General features: G+C 67.9%; 11 protein-coding genes. All 11 read left to right on the plus strand.

Annotated elements, in window-relative coordinates; genetic code table 11:
* Window positions 1–160 precede the first annotated feature (160 nt).
* The gene (locus tag AC5RWX_RS09015) at window positions 161–3,079 is read left to right on the plus strand and encodes a phosphoenolpyruvate carboxylase (RefSeq protein WP_493957395.1); all 2,919 of its coding nucleotides are present in this window, start codon (window positions 161–163) and stop codon (window positions 3,077–3,079) included.
* A gap of 669 nt (window positions 3,080–3,748) precedes the next feature.
* Window positions 3,749–4,432: an HD domain-containing protein gene (locus AC5RWX_RS09020; RefSeq protein ID WP_493944490.1), complete on the plus strand. Its 684-nt coding sequence runs from the start codon at window positions 3,749–3,751 to the stop codon at window positions 4,430–4,432.
* Between the two features lie 108 nt (window positions 4,433–4,540).
* On the plus strand, window positions 4,541–5,335 hold the full coding sequence (locus AC5RWX_RS09025; protein ID WP_493941002.1) for an IclR family transcriptional regulator: 795 nt from the start codon (window positions 4,541–4,543) through the stop codon (window positions 5,333–5,335).
* Between the two features lie 193 nt (window positions 5,336–5,528).
* Complete coding sequence (locus AC5RWX_RS09030; protein ID WP_493940998.1) at window positions 5,529–6,803, plus strand: cytochrome P450; 1,275 nt, start codon at window positions 5,529–5,531, stop codon at window positions 6,801–6,803.
* Window positions 6,804–6,808: 5 nt separating this feature from the next.
* Window positions 6,809–7,975: a PEP/pyruvate-binding domain-containing protein gene (locus AC5RWX_RS09035; protein WP_493957394.1), complete on the plus strand. Its 1,167-nt coding sequence runs from the start codon at window positions 6,809–6,811 to the stop codon at window positions 7,973–7,975.
* A 99-nt stretch (window positions 7,976–8,074) separates the two neighbouring features.
* Window positions 8,075–9,943, plus strand: coding sequence for a PEP-utilizing enzyme (locus AC5RWX_RS09040; RefSeq protein WP_493940996.1), 1,869 nt, complete (start codon window positions 8,075–8,077; stop codon window positions 9,941–9,943).
* A 93-nt stretch (window positions 9,944–10,036) separates the two neighbouring features.
* The gene (locus tag AC5RWX_RS09045; RefSeq protein WP_493957393.1) at window positions 10,037–10,834 is read left to right on the plus strand and encodes an SDR family NAD(P)-dependent oxidoreductase; all 798 of its coding nucleotides are present in this window, start codon (window positions 10,037–10,039) and stop codon (window positions 10,832–10,834) included.
* Window positions 10,835–10,859: 25 nt separating this feature from the next.
* A complete protein-coding gene (locus tag AC5RWX_RS09050; RefSeq protein WP_493957392.1) occupies window positions 10,860–11,180 on the plus strand; it encodes a 2Fe-2S iron-sulfur cluster-binding protein in 321 nt (106 codons plus the stop codon).
* 2 nt (window positions 11,181–11,182) lie between these two features.
* A complete protein-coding gene (locus AC5RWX_RS09055) occupies window positions 11,183–12,490 on the plus strand; it encodes an NAD(P)/FAD-dependent oxidoreductase (protein ID WP_493957625.1) in 1,308 nt (435 codons plus the stop codon).
* 42 nt (window positions 12,491–12,532) lie between these two features.
* The gene (locus AC5RWX_RS09060; protein ID WP_493957391.1) at window positions 12,533–13,303 is read left to right on the plus strand and encodes an HD domain-containing protein; all 771 of its coding nucleotides are present in this window, start codon (window positions 12,533–12,535) and stop codon (window positions 13,301–13,303) included.
* On the plus strand, window positions 13,300–14,844 hold the full coding sequence (locus AC5RWX_RS09065; RefSeq protein WP_493957390.1) for an aldehyde dehydrogenase family protein: 1,545 nt from the start codon (window positions 13,300–13,302) through the stop codon (window positions 14,842–14,844). Before AC5RWX_RS09060 ends, AC5RWX_RS09065 begins: the two co-directional genes overlap by 4 nt.
* Window positions 14,845–14,901 lie beyond the last annotated feature (57 nt).

Below are 14,901 nucleotides of genomic sequence, written 5' to 3' on the forward strand. Positions count from 1 at the left end.
CACCTGTCCTGCGGCGCCTGGGCGGTGGTACGGGAGGCGACGGGACCGCGGTCGGAGGGCGCCGCCGTCGTACGCTTGAGGGGATGACGCGCTCTTGCTGCGGAATCCGCCCAGCCGGCACCAACCGGCGAGCCCTGTAGGACGCGAAAGGACCAGGCCCATGCCGCACGCCGCCCGCGATCGGGAGCTCGACGCGAGCCTGCGCGCCGACGTGCGCCGGGTGAGCACGCTGCTGGGCGAATCGCTGGTGCGCCAGCACGGGCCGGACCTGCTGGACCTGGTGGAACAAGTGCGGCTGCTGACCAAGGAATCCAAGGAAGCGGCCCGCGGCGAGGGCGAAGCGACCGGACCGTGGACCGCGCGCGACGTGATCGATCAGGTCCGCGAGTTGCTTGCCGGCCTGGACGTCAGCGAAGCCACCGATCTGGTGCGGGCGTTCGCCTTCTACTTCCACCTGGCCAACGCCGCCGAACAGGTGCACCGCGTGCGCCAATTGCGCGTCCGGCCCGAGGAGGACGGACAACTGCTGCGCACCGTCGCGCAGATCGCCGATGAAGCCGGGCCGGAAGCGCTGCAGCGCGCGGTCAACCAACTGGACGTCCGGCCGGTCTTCACTGCCCATCCCACCGAGGCGTCGCGCCGGACCGTTTTGGACAAGCTACGGGCCATCTCCGATCTTCTCTCCACGACGACGGCGGAGGGCAGCACTGCGCGGCGGCGGCAGGACCGGCGTCTGGCCGAAATCATCGACCAGATGTGGCAGACGGACGAGCTGCGGCATGTGCGGCCCAGCCCGGTGGATGAGGCCCGCAACGCGGCCTACTACCTGGGCAACATCCTGACCAACACCATGCCGGAGCTGATGGGCGACCTGTCCGAACTGCTCTCCGAACACGGGGTGACACTGCCCGACGACGGCGCCCCGCTGCGCTTCGGCTCGTGGATCGGCGGCGACCGGGACGGCAATCCCCACGTCACCGTGGACGTGACGCATGAGGTCTTCCAGCTGCAGAACCAGCACGCAGTGCGGATCAACATCGATTTTGTGGACACCCTGATCGCGGTGCTCTCCAACTCGACGACGATCGTGGCCGCCAGCGGCGAGCTGCTGGAATCCATCGCCAAGGACTTGGACAACCTTCCGGGCCTGGATGGGCGAGTGCGCGAGCTTAATGCGAACGAGCCGTATCGGCTGAAGCTGACCTGCATCAAGGCGAAACTCCTGAACACCGGCGCCCGGATCCAGCGCCAGCTGCCGCACGAACCGGGGCGGGACTACAGCTCGACGGCGGAGGTGCTGGCCGATCTGGCGCTGATCGAGCAGTCGCTGCGTGCGCACACCGCGTCGCTGGTGGCCGACGGTTCGCTGGCCGCGGTGCGCCGGGCGGTTTCCACCATCGGACTGCATCTGGCCACCTTGGATTTTCGAGACAACGCGGGCAAACACCACAAGGCCGTCGCGGCGCTGCTGGCGGCCCGCGACGCCGAACGGGTGGCGGCGGGTGGGGCGGCGAACGGTCCGGCTTGTGACGGCGCACGTGTAGCCGCCGGTGCGCCGGTGGGTGGGCCGGCTGCTACGGCGGCACCGGTCACCGCAGCGGTGGATGATGCCGGGCCCGCAAACTACCTGGAGCTGGCGCCAGGCCCGCGGCAGCAGCTGCTCTCCTCGTTGTTGCTCTCACCCGGGCCGCTGGCACCGCCGTCGTCGTTAAAAAAGAAGCGCGCGCGCACGCTGGAGGTTTTCCAGGCGATCGCGGACGCGCTCCGCCAGTACGGCCCGGACGCGGTGGAGACGTACATCGTGTCTCGGGTGCGCGGCGCGGACGACGTGCTGGCGGCGGTTGTGCTGGCGCGCGAGGCCGGACTTGTTGACTTGAGCGGGGCCGAGCCGGCGGCGGCGATCGGGTTCGCGCCGCTGCTGGAAAGCGTGGAGGCCCTGCGCAGCGGCGGGCAGATCCTGGACGATCTGCTCTCGGATCCGCAGTACCGCCGGATCGTGCAACTGCGCGGGGACCTGCAGGAAGTCATGTTCGGCTACTCCGACTCCAACATGGAAGCCGGCGTGGCCACCAGCCAGTGGGAGATCCACAAGGCCCAGCTGGTGCTGCGGGATGTTGCGGCCAGGCACGGCGTGCGGCTGCGCTTCTTCCACGGCCGCGGCGGATCGGTGGGGCGTGGCGGCGGGCCGACGTACGACGCGATCCTCGCCCAGCCCAACGGCGCGCTGGCCGGCGAGATCAAGTTCACCGAGCAGGGCGAAGTCATTTCGGACAAGTACACGCTGCCTGAGCTGGCCCGCGAGAACCTGGAGCTGGCGCTGGCGGCCGTGCTGCAGGCGTCCGCCCTGCACCAGGAGCCAAGGACGTCGGAGGCCGAGCGCGGTCGCTTTCACGCCGCGATGGAGGAGATCTCCGGCGCGGCGTATGGGCGGTACCGTTCGCTGGTGGAGCATCCGGATCTGCCAAAGTACTTCCGGGCGTCAACGCCGGTGGAGCAGCTGAGCGCCGTGAAATTCGGTTCGCGTCCGGCGGATCGTCCGGAAGCTGGCCCGGCCGCCGGACCGGGCTTCGGCAAGCTGCGGGCCATCACCTGGGTGTTCGGCTGGACCCAGTCGCGGCAAATCGTTCCCGGATGGTACGGCGTGGGCAGCGGCCTGCGGGCAGCCCGGGCCGCCGGGCTCCAGCCGCTGCTGCGCGAAATGATCAGCAACTGGCACTATTTCCAGTCCTTCATTTCGAATGTGGAAATGACGCTGGCCAAGACCGACTTGGAAATCGCAGCGCATTACGTCTCCACGCTGGTTCCCGCCAAGCTGCGGCACCTGTTCGACGACATCCGCGCCGAGTACGAGCTCACCGTGGCGGAAATCCGCATGCTCACCGGCGAAAACCAACTGCTGGACAACCAGCCGGTGCTGCAGCGCTCGCTGGATGTCCGGGACCAGTACCTGGACCCGATCTCCTACATGCAGGTGGAGCTGCTGCGGCGCATTCGGGCGTCGGAACCGGACGAGGCGCTGCAGCGGGCCATGCTGATCACCGTCAACGGGATTGCCGCAGGCCTGCGAAATACGGGCTAGTGGCGGCTGAGCGCGCCGGCGGGGTGGCGGCGTGGAGGGGGCTGGCGCGCCGGGCGTGGGTACTACCCGGGGAGACTCCTGCCGTACAGATCGGGACTCCCCATGCGAAAGCGGCCGAGCGGCCGGGCTTGAGGGGCTGCCGAGCGGGCCGAGCGGATGCGGAATACGGGAGGTTACGGCGTTCGCTCCCAAGTATCGGCCTAACTTCCCACGTTTCCGAGGGTCCAAATGGCCCTGACTTGGGACGATGTCGACGAGCCCTTTCAAGACGTGGGAGCGAAATGAACTGGCGGCCGGCTGGGGCGCGCCCGGCTGGGCCCTCCCGGCCGGGCGCTCCCTTCCCTGCACGCTGTCCCGGCTGGCCCTCCTGCAGCGAAGCAACTGTCCACGTTTAGCTATAAATGTCCAAGTTTTGGAGCGCGGACCCGCTTCTGACTAGGCATGATGCTTAAGCATCCGGTAAAACGTGGACAGCTCGCCGAACGGTGCTGCCTCGGCGGGTGCTGCGGCGGGCGTGGCGCCTCCTCCAACTGCGTGCGCCGCTACCGTGCCTGCGGCACCCGCTTCCCACAGGCGCGCCCCGCCCTAGTCGAAGCCCGCTACCACCACCTTCCACCCAGCGGAAACCGGCGGTTGCCCGGCGCCGTTCGGCCCGGCATGCTGTGGAGCATGACCAAGCTGAAGCCTGCCGGAAACCTGTACGGCCACGACGTCACCGCCGCGATCGAGGCTGATCCGGATGGAGTGCTGCAGTTGGAGGGGCATCTGGCCCGGATCTGGGAGCAGGCCGCCCCGCTCCTGGCCGTCCGGGACAACGACGCGCACACGCTGTACGCGTTCGGGCTGGCCCAAGCCATGCTGGCCGCGCATCCGGAGGCGGACGCCGACGTCGTGCTTCCGGCGATCATGCTGCACGACGTTGGTTGGTCCCAGGTGCCGCCGGACGAGGTGCTCTCTGCCATCGCCCCCGGCGGCGGCCGGCCGGACCTGGTGCTGCTGCACGAGAAGGAAGGCGCCCGGCTGGCGGCGGGCATCCTCGAGGACGCCGGCCACCCGGCGGAGCTCATCCCGCGCATCCTGGAGATCATCGACGGGCACGATTCGCGCAAGGAAGCGCTCTCGATCGAGGACGCGATCGTTAAGGACGCGGACAAAACCTGGCGGCTCAGCCCGCACGGCGTGGATACGGTGATGGAATGGTTCGGGCTGGACCGCGGCCAGGCCCTGCGGCTCTGCAGCCAGCGCGTGCTCGGCCACCTGTTCACCGAGGAGGCCGAGGCCATGGCGCGGGCGCTGTCCGCGCTGGAGTCGGCAACGCTGTGGCCACAGCGCCAGGTGCTGCTGGGGCGCTAGACTCGGTGTCGGCCGGCTGCCGACAAGGCGCCGGCGGTGGAGCCCGGAGGGAATGACGACGGCGGTGCCCGGCTCCACGAGTCCGCCTGCGGAACGTGGGAGGCAGCTATGGCCGGCGGTAGCCGCGAGTCGGGGCGTTCGGTCACGTCCCGGGTGCTGGCCATTCTGGAAGCCTTTGAACAATCGCGGTCCGCGCTGAGCCTGACCCAAATTGCCGAAGGCTCGGGGCTGCCGCTGAGCACCACGCACCGGCTGGTCGCCGAACTTACCGACTGGGGCTTCCTCACCCGCGGCGCCAACGGCCGGTACCAATTGGGCATCCGGCTCTGGGAGCTGGCGCAGAATGCCGGCCGCCAATTGCGCGACGCCGCGCGGCCGTTCGTGCAGGACCTGTTCTCGCTCACCGGAGAAACCTCGCAACTGGCCGTCCGGGAAGGCCACGAAGTGCTCTACATCGAGCGCATCTACGGCACCAAACGCGTCCCGCGCGCCTCCAGGGTGGGCGGCCGGCTGCCGATGCACGCCACCGCCGTCGGGAAAGTAATCCTGGCGTACGAGGAGGAATGGGTTCGCACCGCGTACCTGAACCGGCAGTTGGAGCGGCCCACGGCGCACACCCACGTCGTTCCCGGGCGGCTGGCCGAGGAGCTGGACCAGATCCGCGAGCAGGGGTATGCCACCACGCTGGAGGAAGTCCGGCTTGGCTCCTGCTCCATTGCCGTGCCGGTTTTCCATACCGGCAGGATCGGGGCCGGTCTGGGGCTGGTGTTGCTCACCGCCCAGGCCGCGACGATGACCCGGCACCTTCCCGTCCTGCGCGGCGTCTCGGCGCAGATCGAGCGGGCAACCGCGCACATCCCGCTGGAGTCGCTGCTGGGCAGCCACGCGGTGCGCACAAGCTGAGCCACCCAGCGCATTGACGGCGCTGCAGCCCCGCCGGCTTGCGGACTTCACGGCGAGAAGCTAAGCACTATTCGTTTCCACTCAGTGGAAGAGGTAGATGTGCGTCACAGGGTGACGTGGGCAACACTGGAGTGAGATCAACCCGCCGGAGCCGGAAACGGCCGCCGCGGGAGCCGACCCCAAGGAGTTCCAGATGTCATCCTCAACCGAAACGGCAGCTTGTCCGTTTGGCCACGGTGCCGAGGCCCCTGCCGGACACCACGGCTACGAGCCGTTCCAAATGAAGGACCCGTTCCCGGCCTACGCCGAACTGCGGAATGAACAGCCCGTGATGTTCGATGAGCGGGTCGGCTACTACGTTGTCTCCCGCTACGACGACATCAAGGCCGTTTTCGACGACTGGGAAACCTTCTCCAGCGAGAACGCCCAGGCCCCGGTGCGCAAGCGCGGTCCGCAGGCCACCAAGATCATGGAAGACGGGGGCTTCACCGCCTACTCGGGGCTGTCCGCCCGTCGGCCGCCGGAGCACACCCGGATCCGCGCGGTGGCGCAGAAGGCCTTCACCCCGCGCCGCTACAAGGCGCTGGAACCGTTCATCCGGCAGAACGTGGTGGACCAACTGGAGGCGATGCTGGCCCGACCGGAGCGCCGCGGCGAACTGGTCCGCGACCTGGCCTACACCGTCCCGACGGTCACCATCCTGACCCTGATTGGCGCCGACGTTTCGCAGGTGGACACGTTCAAGCGCTGGTCTGATTCCCGCGCGGCCATGACCTGGGGGGACCTGAGCGACGAAGAGCAGATCCCGCACGCGCACAACCTGGTGGAGTACTGGCAGGAGTGCCTGCGCCTGGTCCGCGTGGCCCATGAGGAAGGCGGCGACAACCTGACCGCCGACCTGGTCAAGGCGCAGCAGGACGGCGCGGAGATCAGCGACCACGAGATTGCCTCGATCCTGTACTCCCTGTTGTTCGCCGGACACGAGACCACCACCACCCTGATTGCCAACTCGCTGCGCGTGCTGCTGGCCCGTCCGGAGCAGTGGCAGCAGCTGGTGGAGGAACCCAAGAAGATCCCGGGAGCCATCGACGAAGTGCTGCGATTCTCCGGATCGATCGTCGGCTGGCGCCGGAAGGCGCTTAAGGACACCGAAGTGGGCGGGGTCAAGATCCCGGAGGGCGGCGAACTGCTGCTGCTGATGGGCTCGGCCAACCGCGACGCCGCCCGGTTCGAGGACGGCGAGGAGTTCGACATCTCCCGCGGCAACGCCCGCGAGCACCTGTCCTTCGGCTTTGGCATCCACTACTGCCTCGGCAACATGTTGGCCAAACTGCAGGCCAAGATCGCGCTCGAAGAGGTGGCCCGGCTGGCACCCAACCTGAAGCTGGAGAGCCCGGAGGGCATCGAGTTCCGCGAGAACATCTCCTTCCGAGTCCCCGAAACCGTTCCCGTTAGCTGGGAGGCCTGAACACCATGCACAGCAATGAATTCATCCAATTTTTCGACGGCGGCGTTGAACCCAAGCTCGAAAACCTCGGCGGCAAGGGCGCATCCCTGGTCACCATGACCTCTGCCGGCATGCCGGTTCCCCCAGGCTTCGTGGTCACCACCGCCCAGTTCGACCGCTTCATGCAGGAAGCCGGTATCACCGGGCACATCAACCAGCTGCTGGCTGGCCTCGATCCCGAAGACGTCGCCCAGGTGGACGCGGTGTCGGCCGCCATCCGCGAGGACATCTGCTCCCGGCCGGTTCCGGCCGACATGCGCGCCCAGACGATCGAGGCCTACGAGGACCTGATGTCCCGCTTCGACGCGCCGGTGCCGGTGGCAGTCCGCTCTTCCGCTACTGCCGAAGACCTGCCGGACGCGTCTTTCGCCGGCCAGCAGGACACCTACTTGTGGCTGGAGGGGTTCGCTGCCGTGGGCGAGCACATCCGCAGCTGCTGGGCGTCGCTGTACACCTCCCGCGCCATCATCTACCGGCTCAAGAACAAGATCCCGGACGAAGGCCTGTCCATGGCCGTGGTGGTGCAGAAGATGGTCAACGCCAAGGTTTCCGGCGTCGCCATGACGCTGGATCCGGCGAACGGGGACCGCTCCAAGATCACCATCGACGCGTCCTACGGCGTCGGCGAAATGGTGGTCTCCGGGCAGGTCACGCCGGACAACATGGTGCTGGACAAGGTCACGCTGGTCCCGATTACGGAACACATCGGCGACAAGCACGCCGAGCTGGTACCGGATGCCTCAGCCCGCAGCCTGGTAGAGCGCGAGGTCGACGCCGAACGGCGCTCCCGCCGCTGCCTGACCGACGACGAGCTGAAAGCCGTTGCACAGATGGCCAAGCGGGCGGAGAAGCACTACAAGTGCCCGCAGGACATCGAGTGGGCGCTGGACCACGACCTGCCTGACGGCGAAAACCTGCTGCTGCTGCAGTCCCGTCCGGAGACCGTCCACTCGGCCAAAAAAGCCTCCTCCGCGGTAACGCCGGGATCCGGCGGCTATGCCTCGGTGCTCGGGGCGGGCATCTCCTCGCCGAAACCCGCGGACGGGAACTCCGCCTCCGCGAGCAGCGCCTCCGGCACGTCGGGTTTCAGCCTGGGCAGCATCACCGCCTCGCTGATGAAGGCCTCCATCTGATCGCTCCACGCACTACCTGCTCCATCCGTTTCAGGCAGTACCGTTCCACTGTTCGAACCGTCCCAGGCTCAACGCAGAGCCGCCACCGAAAGGACCGCCATGTCCATGAAGTCCTTCCCGAAGCCGTCCGAATTGCCGGTTCCCGCCGGCGCCGAAGGCTGGGAGAAGATCTACCCCTACTACCTGGTGTTCCAGGACAAGCTCAAGGAACAGGAAGACGCCAAGTTCTGGTTCTGCGACAGCCAGCACTGGCCCACCGTCTTCAAGCCGTTCGAGACCATCGGCGGTGAGTTCGCGGTCAAGTGCCTGGGCCAGTACAACGCCCGCCACCTGATGATTCCCAACGCCAACGGCATCGAGTTCCGCGTGCATCTGGGCTACCTGTACATGTCCCCGATCCCGGTTCCCGAGGACCAAATCGCCGACCGCGTCCCGCATTTCGAGCAGCGGGTGGGCCACTACTTCCAGAACTGGGAGGAACTGCTCAAGCAGTGGCACGTGAAGGTCCGCGGCACCATCGAGGAGATGGAGACCATCTCCTTCAAGAAGCTGCCGGACATGGTGCCGATGGAGGACATCACCACGGGCAAGGCCAAGGACGGCTCCGAGGTGCTGCTGGAGAACTACGACCGGCTGATCCAGCTGGCCTACCAGAACTGGCAGTACCACTTCGAGTTCCTGAACCTGGGCTACATCGCCTACCTGGATTTCTTCAACTTCTGCAAGGAAGTGTTCCCGAACATCCCGGACCAGTCGATCGCCACTATGGTCCAGGGCGTGGACATGGAACTGTTCCGTCCGGACGACGAGCTCAAGCATCTGGCCAAGCTGGCGGTGGAGCTGGGCATCCAATCCGCCTTTGCCAACACCGACGACGTCGATGCCACCTTGGCCACGGTCCGCGCCTCCGCGGGCGGCGAGCGCTGGATCGCCCGCTACGAGGAAGCCAAGGACCCGTGGTTCAACTTCACCGTGGGCAACGGTTTCTACGGGCACGACAAGTACTGGAACGAGCACCAGGAAATTCCGCTGGGCTACATTGCCGACTACATCCGCCGGCTGGACGAAGGCCAGGAGATCATGCGCCCGGTCGCGGAGTTGGTGGCGGAGAAGGAGCGGATCGTGGAGGAATACCGCGACCTGCTTGAGGGCGAGGCCCAGTCGGTGTTCGACGCGAAGCGCCAGCTGGCCGCGACCGCGTACCCGTACGTGGAGAACCACAACTTCTACATCGAGCACTGGACCATGGGCGTCTTCTGGCGCAAGATCCGCGAACTCTCCCGGATGATGCACGCCGAGGGCTTCTGGACGGAGCCGGATGACCTGCTGTACCTGAACCGGAACGAAGTCCGCGACGCGCTCTTCGATCTGGTCACCGGCTGGGGCGTCGGCGCCGAACCGATCGGGCCCACCTACTGGCCGGAGGAAATCGAACGCCGCCGCGGGATCGTGGACGCGCTCAAGACCGCCCGTCCGGCGCCGGCGCTGAACACTCCGCCGGCCTCCATCACAGAACCGTTCACCCGGATGCTCTGGGGCATCACCACCGAGCAGGTCCAGCAGTGGCTGGGCGAGGGCGAAGAAGTCGAAGGCGGCGGGCTGCGCGGCATGGCCGCTTCGCCAGGCGTGGTGGAAGGATTTGCACGGGTGATCCACGATTCCGACCAGCTCGCCGAGGTCCAGCAGGACGAGATCCTGGTGGCCACGGTGACCGCACCAAGCTGGGGCCCGATCTTCGGCAAGATCAAGGCCACCGTCACGGACATCGGCGGCATGATGAGCCACGCGGCCATCGTCTGCCGCGAGTATGGCTTGCCGGCGGTGACGGGTACCGGCTCGGCGTCCACCACCATTAAGACCGGCCAGCGGCTGCGGGTGGACGGCACCAAGGGAACCGTACAGATCCTGGATGCCGAAGCCGAACCGGCGGTCGCCGGACCCGGCGCGCACAGCCACAGCCACGTCTGAGCACGGCGCCGCTAACAGGCGCACCCAGTGCCGGACCGGGCGAGCCCGTTCCCCGGGCCCCGGTCCGGCACATCCCAACAGGAAAGTTTGACCATGACACAGCCTCCTCTGGATTCCGCAGCTGCCCGCCACGGCGGGCACCCCGGCTCCGACACGCGGACCGTGCTGATCACCGGCGCCGCCGGCGGACTCGGCCGGGCCTTCGCCCTGGGCTTCGCGTCCCGCGGCTACCGGGTAGCGGCGGCCGACACCAATCTGGCCGGCGCCGAAAAGACCGCGGCGCTGGTCCGCGAAGCCGGAGCCGAAGCCGAGGCCTTCGAAGCGGACGTCACCGACGTCGCCTCCACCGAGGCCCTCGCCCAAAGGTGCGCCGACTTCGGGCAGGGGAGCATCGACGTCGTGCTTAATAACGCCGCCATTTACGCCACGGTGACCCGGACTCCGTTCGAGGAGATCGACCCGGCCGAATGGGACCTGGTGATGAACGTGAACCTCAAGGGCCCGTGGCTGGTAACCCGCGCCGCGAGCCCGTACCTGCCCGACGGCGGCCGGGTCATCAACCTGTCCTCCGCCACCATCTACTCCGGCTCCGAGCAGTGGCTGCACTACGTGGCGTCCAAGGGCGGGGTGGTGGCGATGACCCGGGTGCTGGCCAAGGAACTGGGCCGGCGCAACATCACCGTCAACGCCATCGCGCCCGGCTTCACGCTCACCGAGGCCAGCTACGGGCTGATGGAAAACGCCGAGAACTACGGCGTGGACCGCGGCGCGCTCAAGCGTGCCAGCCAGCCCGAGGACATTGTGGGCGCGGCGCTGTTCCTGGCCGGGCCGGATAGCTCGTACATCTCCGGACAAACCATGGTGGTCGACGGCGGCCGCCAGTTCATTTAGGCACTGCAACCGAAAAGGAGAACCCATGCCTACGGTTCATTTCACCGACGCTGAAGGCGTCGTCCGCGACGTCGAAGGCAACCCCGGCGACTCGGTCATGGAAACCGCGGTGCGCAACGGCGTGCCCGGAATCGTCGCCGAGTGCGGCGGCTCGCTGTCCTGCGCCACCTGCCACGTTTTTGTCCGCGAGGATACCCTCGACCAGCTTCCGGAGATGGAAGAGATGGAAGACGAAATGCTCTACGGCACGGCGGTGGACCGCGAGGACAACTCACGGCTGTCCTGCCAGCTCAAGCTCTGCGAGGGCCAGGACATCTACGTCACTACCCCGGAAACCCAGATCTGATGATGGATACCACCACCACAACGACGACGGCGGTGCCCGCCGAGACAGCGGACGGCGCCGTGCGCACGGGACTGCTGATCATCGGCGCCAGCCAGTCCGGTGTCCAGTTGGCCGTATCGCTGCGGGCGTTGGGCTTCGACGAGCACATCACGCTGCTGGGCGAGGAAGACCACCGGCCCTACCAGCGTCCGGCCCTGTCCAAGGAGTTCCTGCAGGGCACGGTGGAGAGCGAATCGCTGATCTTCCGGTCCAACCAGTACTGGGAAGACCACAACGTGGCCCTGGTCAAGGGCGAGCGGATCGAGCGGATCGACAAGGAAGCCGACGGCTCCGGCGTGGCGCACGCGGTGTCCGGCGCGGAGTTCCCGTTCCGCCGGCTGGCGCTGACCGTGGGCGCCCGGGCCCGCAAGCTGCAGGTGCCCGGCGCGGAGCTGGAGGGCGTGGTCTACCTGCGCAACGCCGACGACGCGCTGGCGCTGAAGGCCCAGCTGGACGGCGTCCAGGACGCCGTGGTGATCGGCGGCGGCTTCATCGGGTTGGAGGCCGCCTCCAGCCTGCACAAGATGGGCAAGAACGTCACCGTGCTGGAATACGGTCCGCGGCTGATCGGCCGGGCGGTGGGCGAGGAGACCAGCGAGTACTTCCTCACCGCGCACCGGGAACGCGGCCTGGACATCCGGCTCAATTCCCGGATCCAGGAGCTGGTCGCGGGCGACGGCGGCCGGGTGGCCGGCGTCGGGCTCGAGGACGGCACCGTGGTGCCGGCCCAGCTGGTGCTGGTGGGCATCGGCGTGGTGCCGAACACCGAACTGGCCGAGCAGCTGGGCCTGGAGGTGGACAACGGGATTGTGGTGGACCGGCACGCGCTGGCTTCCGACGGCACCACGGTGGCGGTGGGCGACGTGGCGAACATGCCGAATCCGCTGCCGGGCTCGCCGGAGGGCGAACGGATCCGGCTGGAGAGCGTGAACAACGCGATCGAACACGCCAAGGTAGCCGCGTACTCGCTGATGGGCCGGCGCGAGGACTACGCGGGCATCCCGTGGTTCTGGTCCAACCAAGCCGACCTGAAACTGCAGATCGCCGGGCTCACGCTCGGCTATGACCAGACCGTGGTCCGCCGTGACGACGAGCGCGGCAAGTTCTCCGTGCTGTACTACCGCGGCGGCCAGATCATCGCCGCCGACTGCGTCAACGCGCCGCTGGACTTCATGGCGGTCAAGAACGCCCTGGCCAAGGGCCAGAACATTCCCGCGGAGGCCGCGGCGGATCCCGCCGTCGTCCTCAAGACCATTGCAACCGACGGCTGATCAGCCGCCTCCGGCATTGCAACACCGCAAGGAGACCCTTCCATGAGCACCCCCGAGACCCAAACCCCGGAGGCCGCAGACAAGGCCCCCGCGTGGGCCAACGCCGAGCCGTCCAACTACGCCGACGATCCCCGCGCGCAGGCCTTTGCCGCTGACCATCCGGTCCGGCCGCTGCCGGCCACCGGGATAGTGGACACCACGCCGATCTCGACCACGCCCGCCGCCGTCGGCGACCTGGATCCGATCTGGCGTGCGGTGGTGCGGGAGACCCGCAGCCGCGGCAACGACATCCACCTGCCGATCTCACTGGCCTTCGCCGAGCGCCTCTGCCGGGCCTACCCGGAAGCCGACGCCCAACTGGTCCGGGTGGCGATCCTGCTGCACGACACCGGCTGGGCGCATGTGGACGAGTCCCGGATCCTTTCCGAAGGCTTTACCGGTGACTGGCGCAAGGCCGCCATCCGGTTTGAGCATGAGGCCGAGGGTTGCAACGTGGCCCGCCGGGTGCTGCCGGAGTTGGGCTACGACGCGGAGTTCATCGACCGGGTCTGCGAGATCATCGACGGGCATGACACCCGGCACGTGGCGTACTCGCTGGAGGACGCGCTGGTCCGCGACGCCGACCGGCTCTGGCGGTTTGACCATGCCGGCATTGCGCTGGCGTCGACCTGGTTCGGCATGACGCCGGCCGTGTACACCGACCGGCTGGGCGTGGAGATCATTCCGGAACTGATCACCGAGGCCGCGCTGGCGATGGGAACGGCCGACCTGGAGCGTTCCCGGGCCCTGCTGAAGACAGGAGTCATCCGATGACCACCACCCCGAACAGCACCGCCGCGGCACCCGGGGGAGCCCCGGCGTCGTCCGCCAGGCCTGCCCTGGCCGCGCGCGAGGCCCTGGACCTGCCCTACACCCACGTGGACGACGTGTTTGTCGACGGCGCTTGGGTGCCGGCACGAGGGACCGGCCGCAACCCGGTGACGGACCCGGCCACCGGGGAGGTCTGGGGATCGGTGCCGGATGGGACCGCCGAGGACATCGACGCCGCGGTGGCCGCCGCCCGGCGCGCCTTCGATGCCGGACCGTGGCCGAAGCTGGCGCCCTCCGAGCGCGCGGCCTATCTGCTGCGGATCGCCGACGAGGTGGAGAAGCGGGCCGAGGCGTTGTCGCTGACCAACACCCGGGAGAACGGGTCCCCGGTCTCCGAATCCTCAGGTGCCGCGGCCAACGCGGCCGGCATCTTCCGCTACTTCGCCACGCTCGCGGAATACCTGGAACGCGACGACGTGCGCCCGTTCCCGCGCGGCGGCGGCGAGTCGGTGGTGCGCCGCGACCCGGTAGGGGTGTGCGGACTGATTGCACCCTGGAACTTTCCGATCAACCTGATGGTGATCAAGCTGGCGCCCGCGCTGCTGGCCGGCTGCACGGTGGTGATGAAGCCGGCCTCGCCCACGCCGCTGTCTTTCCGGTTGATTGTGGATGCCGTCGCCGCCGCGGGAGTGCCCGCCGGTGTGGTCAACCTGGTCACCGGGTCCGGGCGGCTGGGCGACACCTTGGTGAAGCACCCCGGCGTGGACAAGGTGGCCTTCACCGGATCCACCCCGGTGGGCCGGAAGATTGCGGCGGCGTGCGGCGAGCTGCTGCGCCCGGTCACGCTGGAACTGGGCGGCAAGTCCAGCGCCGTGGTGCTCGAGGACGCCGACCTGGACGAAATGTCCAAGGTGCTCATCCGCTCCTGCATGCGCAACACCGGACAGACCTGCTACATCTCCACCCGGATCCTGGCCCCGGCTTCGCGCTATGACCAGGTGGTGGACATGGTGACTGCGACCATCGCCGCCGGGGTGCAAGGCGACCCGCTGGATCCGGCCACCGTGTTCGGGCCAGCGGCCACCGAGTCGCAGTACCGGACCGTGCTCGACTACCTGAACTCCGCGCGGTCGGAAGGCGCCCGCGCCACCACCGGCGGACAGGCGGCGCGGCTCGGCGGCGGCCTCGAAGGCGGCTACTTTGTGCAGCCCTCAGTCTTCGCCGATGTCACGCCGGAGATGCGGATTTCGCGCGAAGAGGTCTTCGGGCCGGTCATCTCCGTGTTGAAGTACACGGACGTGGACAACGCGGTGGCACTGGCGAACAACACCGAGTTCGGGCTGGGTGGGATCGTGTTCGGCCAGGACCAAGAGGCGGCGCTCGCCGTGGCCGACCGGATGGATACCGGTTCGGTGGGCCTGAACTTCTTCGCGTCCAACCACTCCGCCCCGTTCGGCGGCCGGCACGATTCCGGCCTCGGCACCGAGTACGGAATCGAGGGGCTCAACGCCTACCTGAGCTACAAGTCCATCCACCGCCGTTAGGACGCCCGGCCGGCGCACTGGCCGGCCGGTGGCCTCACCGCTGACTTCCCCGCCCTG

The sequence above is a fragment of the Arthrobacter sp. SPT-J7 genome, assembly GCF_059089965.1.

Excerpts from the sequence above, each read along its gene's own strand:
- AC5RWX_RS09065 (WP_493957390.1), top strand. The coding sequence starts at position 13,300 with ATGACCACCACCCCGAACAGCACCGCCGCGGCACCCGGGGGAGCCCCG.
- AC5RWX_RS09020 (WP_493944490.1), top strand. The coding sequence starts at position 3,749 with ATGACCAAGCTGAAGCCTGCCGGAAACCTGTACGGCCACGACGTCACC.
- AC5RWX_RS09055 (WP_493957625.1), top strand. The coding sequence starts at position 11,183 with ATGGATACCACCACCACAACGACGACGGCGGTGCCCGCCGAGACAGCG.
- AC5RWX_RS09025 (WP_493941002.1), top strand. The coding sequence starts at position 4,541 with ATGGCCGGCGGTAGCCGCGAGTCGGGGCGTTCGGTCACGTCCCGGGTG.
- AC5RWX_RS09040 (WP_493940996.1), top strand. The coding sequence starts at position 8,075 with ATGTCCATGAAGTCCTTCCCGAAGCCGTCCGAATTGCCGGTTCCCGCC.
- AC5RWX_RS09045 (WP_493957393.1), top strand. The coding sequence starts at position 10,037 with ATGACACAGCCTCCTCTGGATTCCGCAGCTGCCCGCCACGGCGGGCAC.
- AC5RWX_RS09035 (WP_493957394.1), top strand. The coding sequence starts at position 6,809 with ATGCACAGCAATGAATTCATCCAATTTTTCGACGGCGGCGTTGAACCC.
- AC5RWX_RS09015 (WP_493957395.1), top strand. The coding sequence starts at position 161 with ATGCCGCACGCCGCCCGCGATCGGGAGCTCGACGCGAGCCTGCGCGCC.
- AC5RWX_RS09060 (WP_493957391.1), top strand. The coding sequence starts at position 12,533 with ATGAGCACCCCCGAGACCCAAACCCCGGAGGCCGCAGACAAGGCCCCC.
- AC5RWX_RS09030 (WP_493940998.1), top strand. The coding sequence starts at position 5,529 with ATGTCATCCTCAACCGAAACGGCAGCTTGTCCGTTTGGCCACGGTGCC.
- AC5RWX_RS09050 (WP_493957392.1), top strand. The coding sequence starts at position 10,860 with ATGCCTACGGTTCATTTCACCGACGCTGAAGGCGTCGTCCGCGACGTC.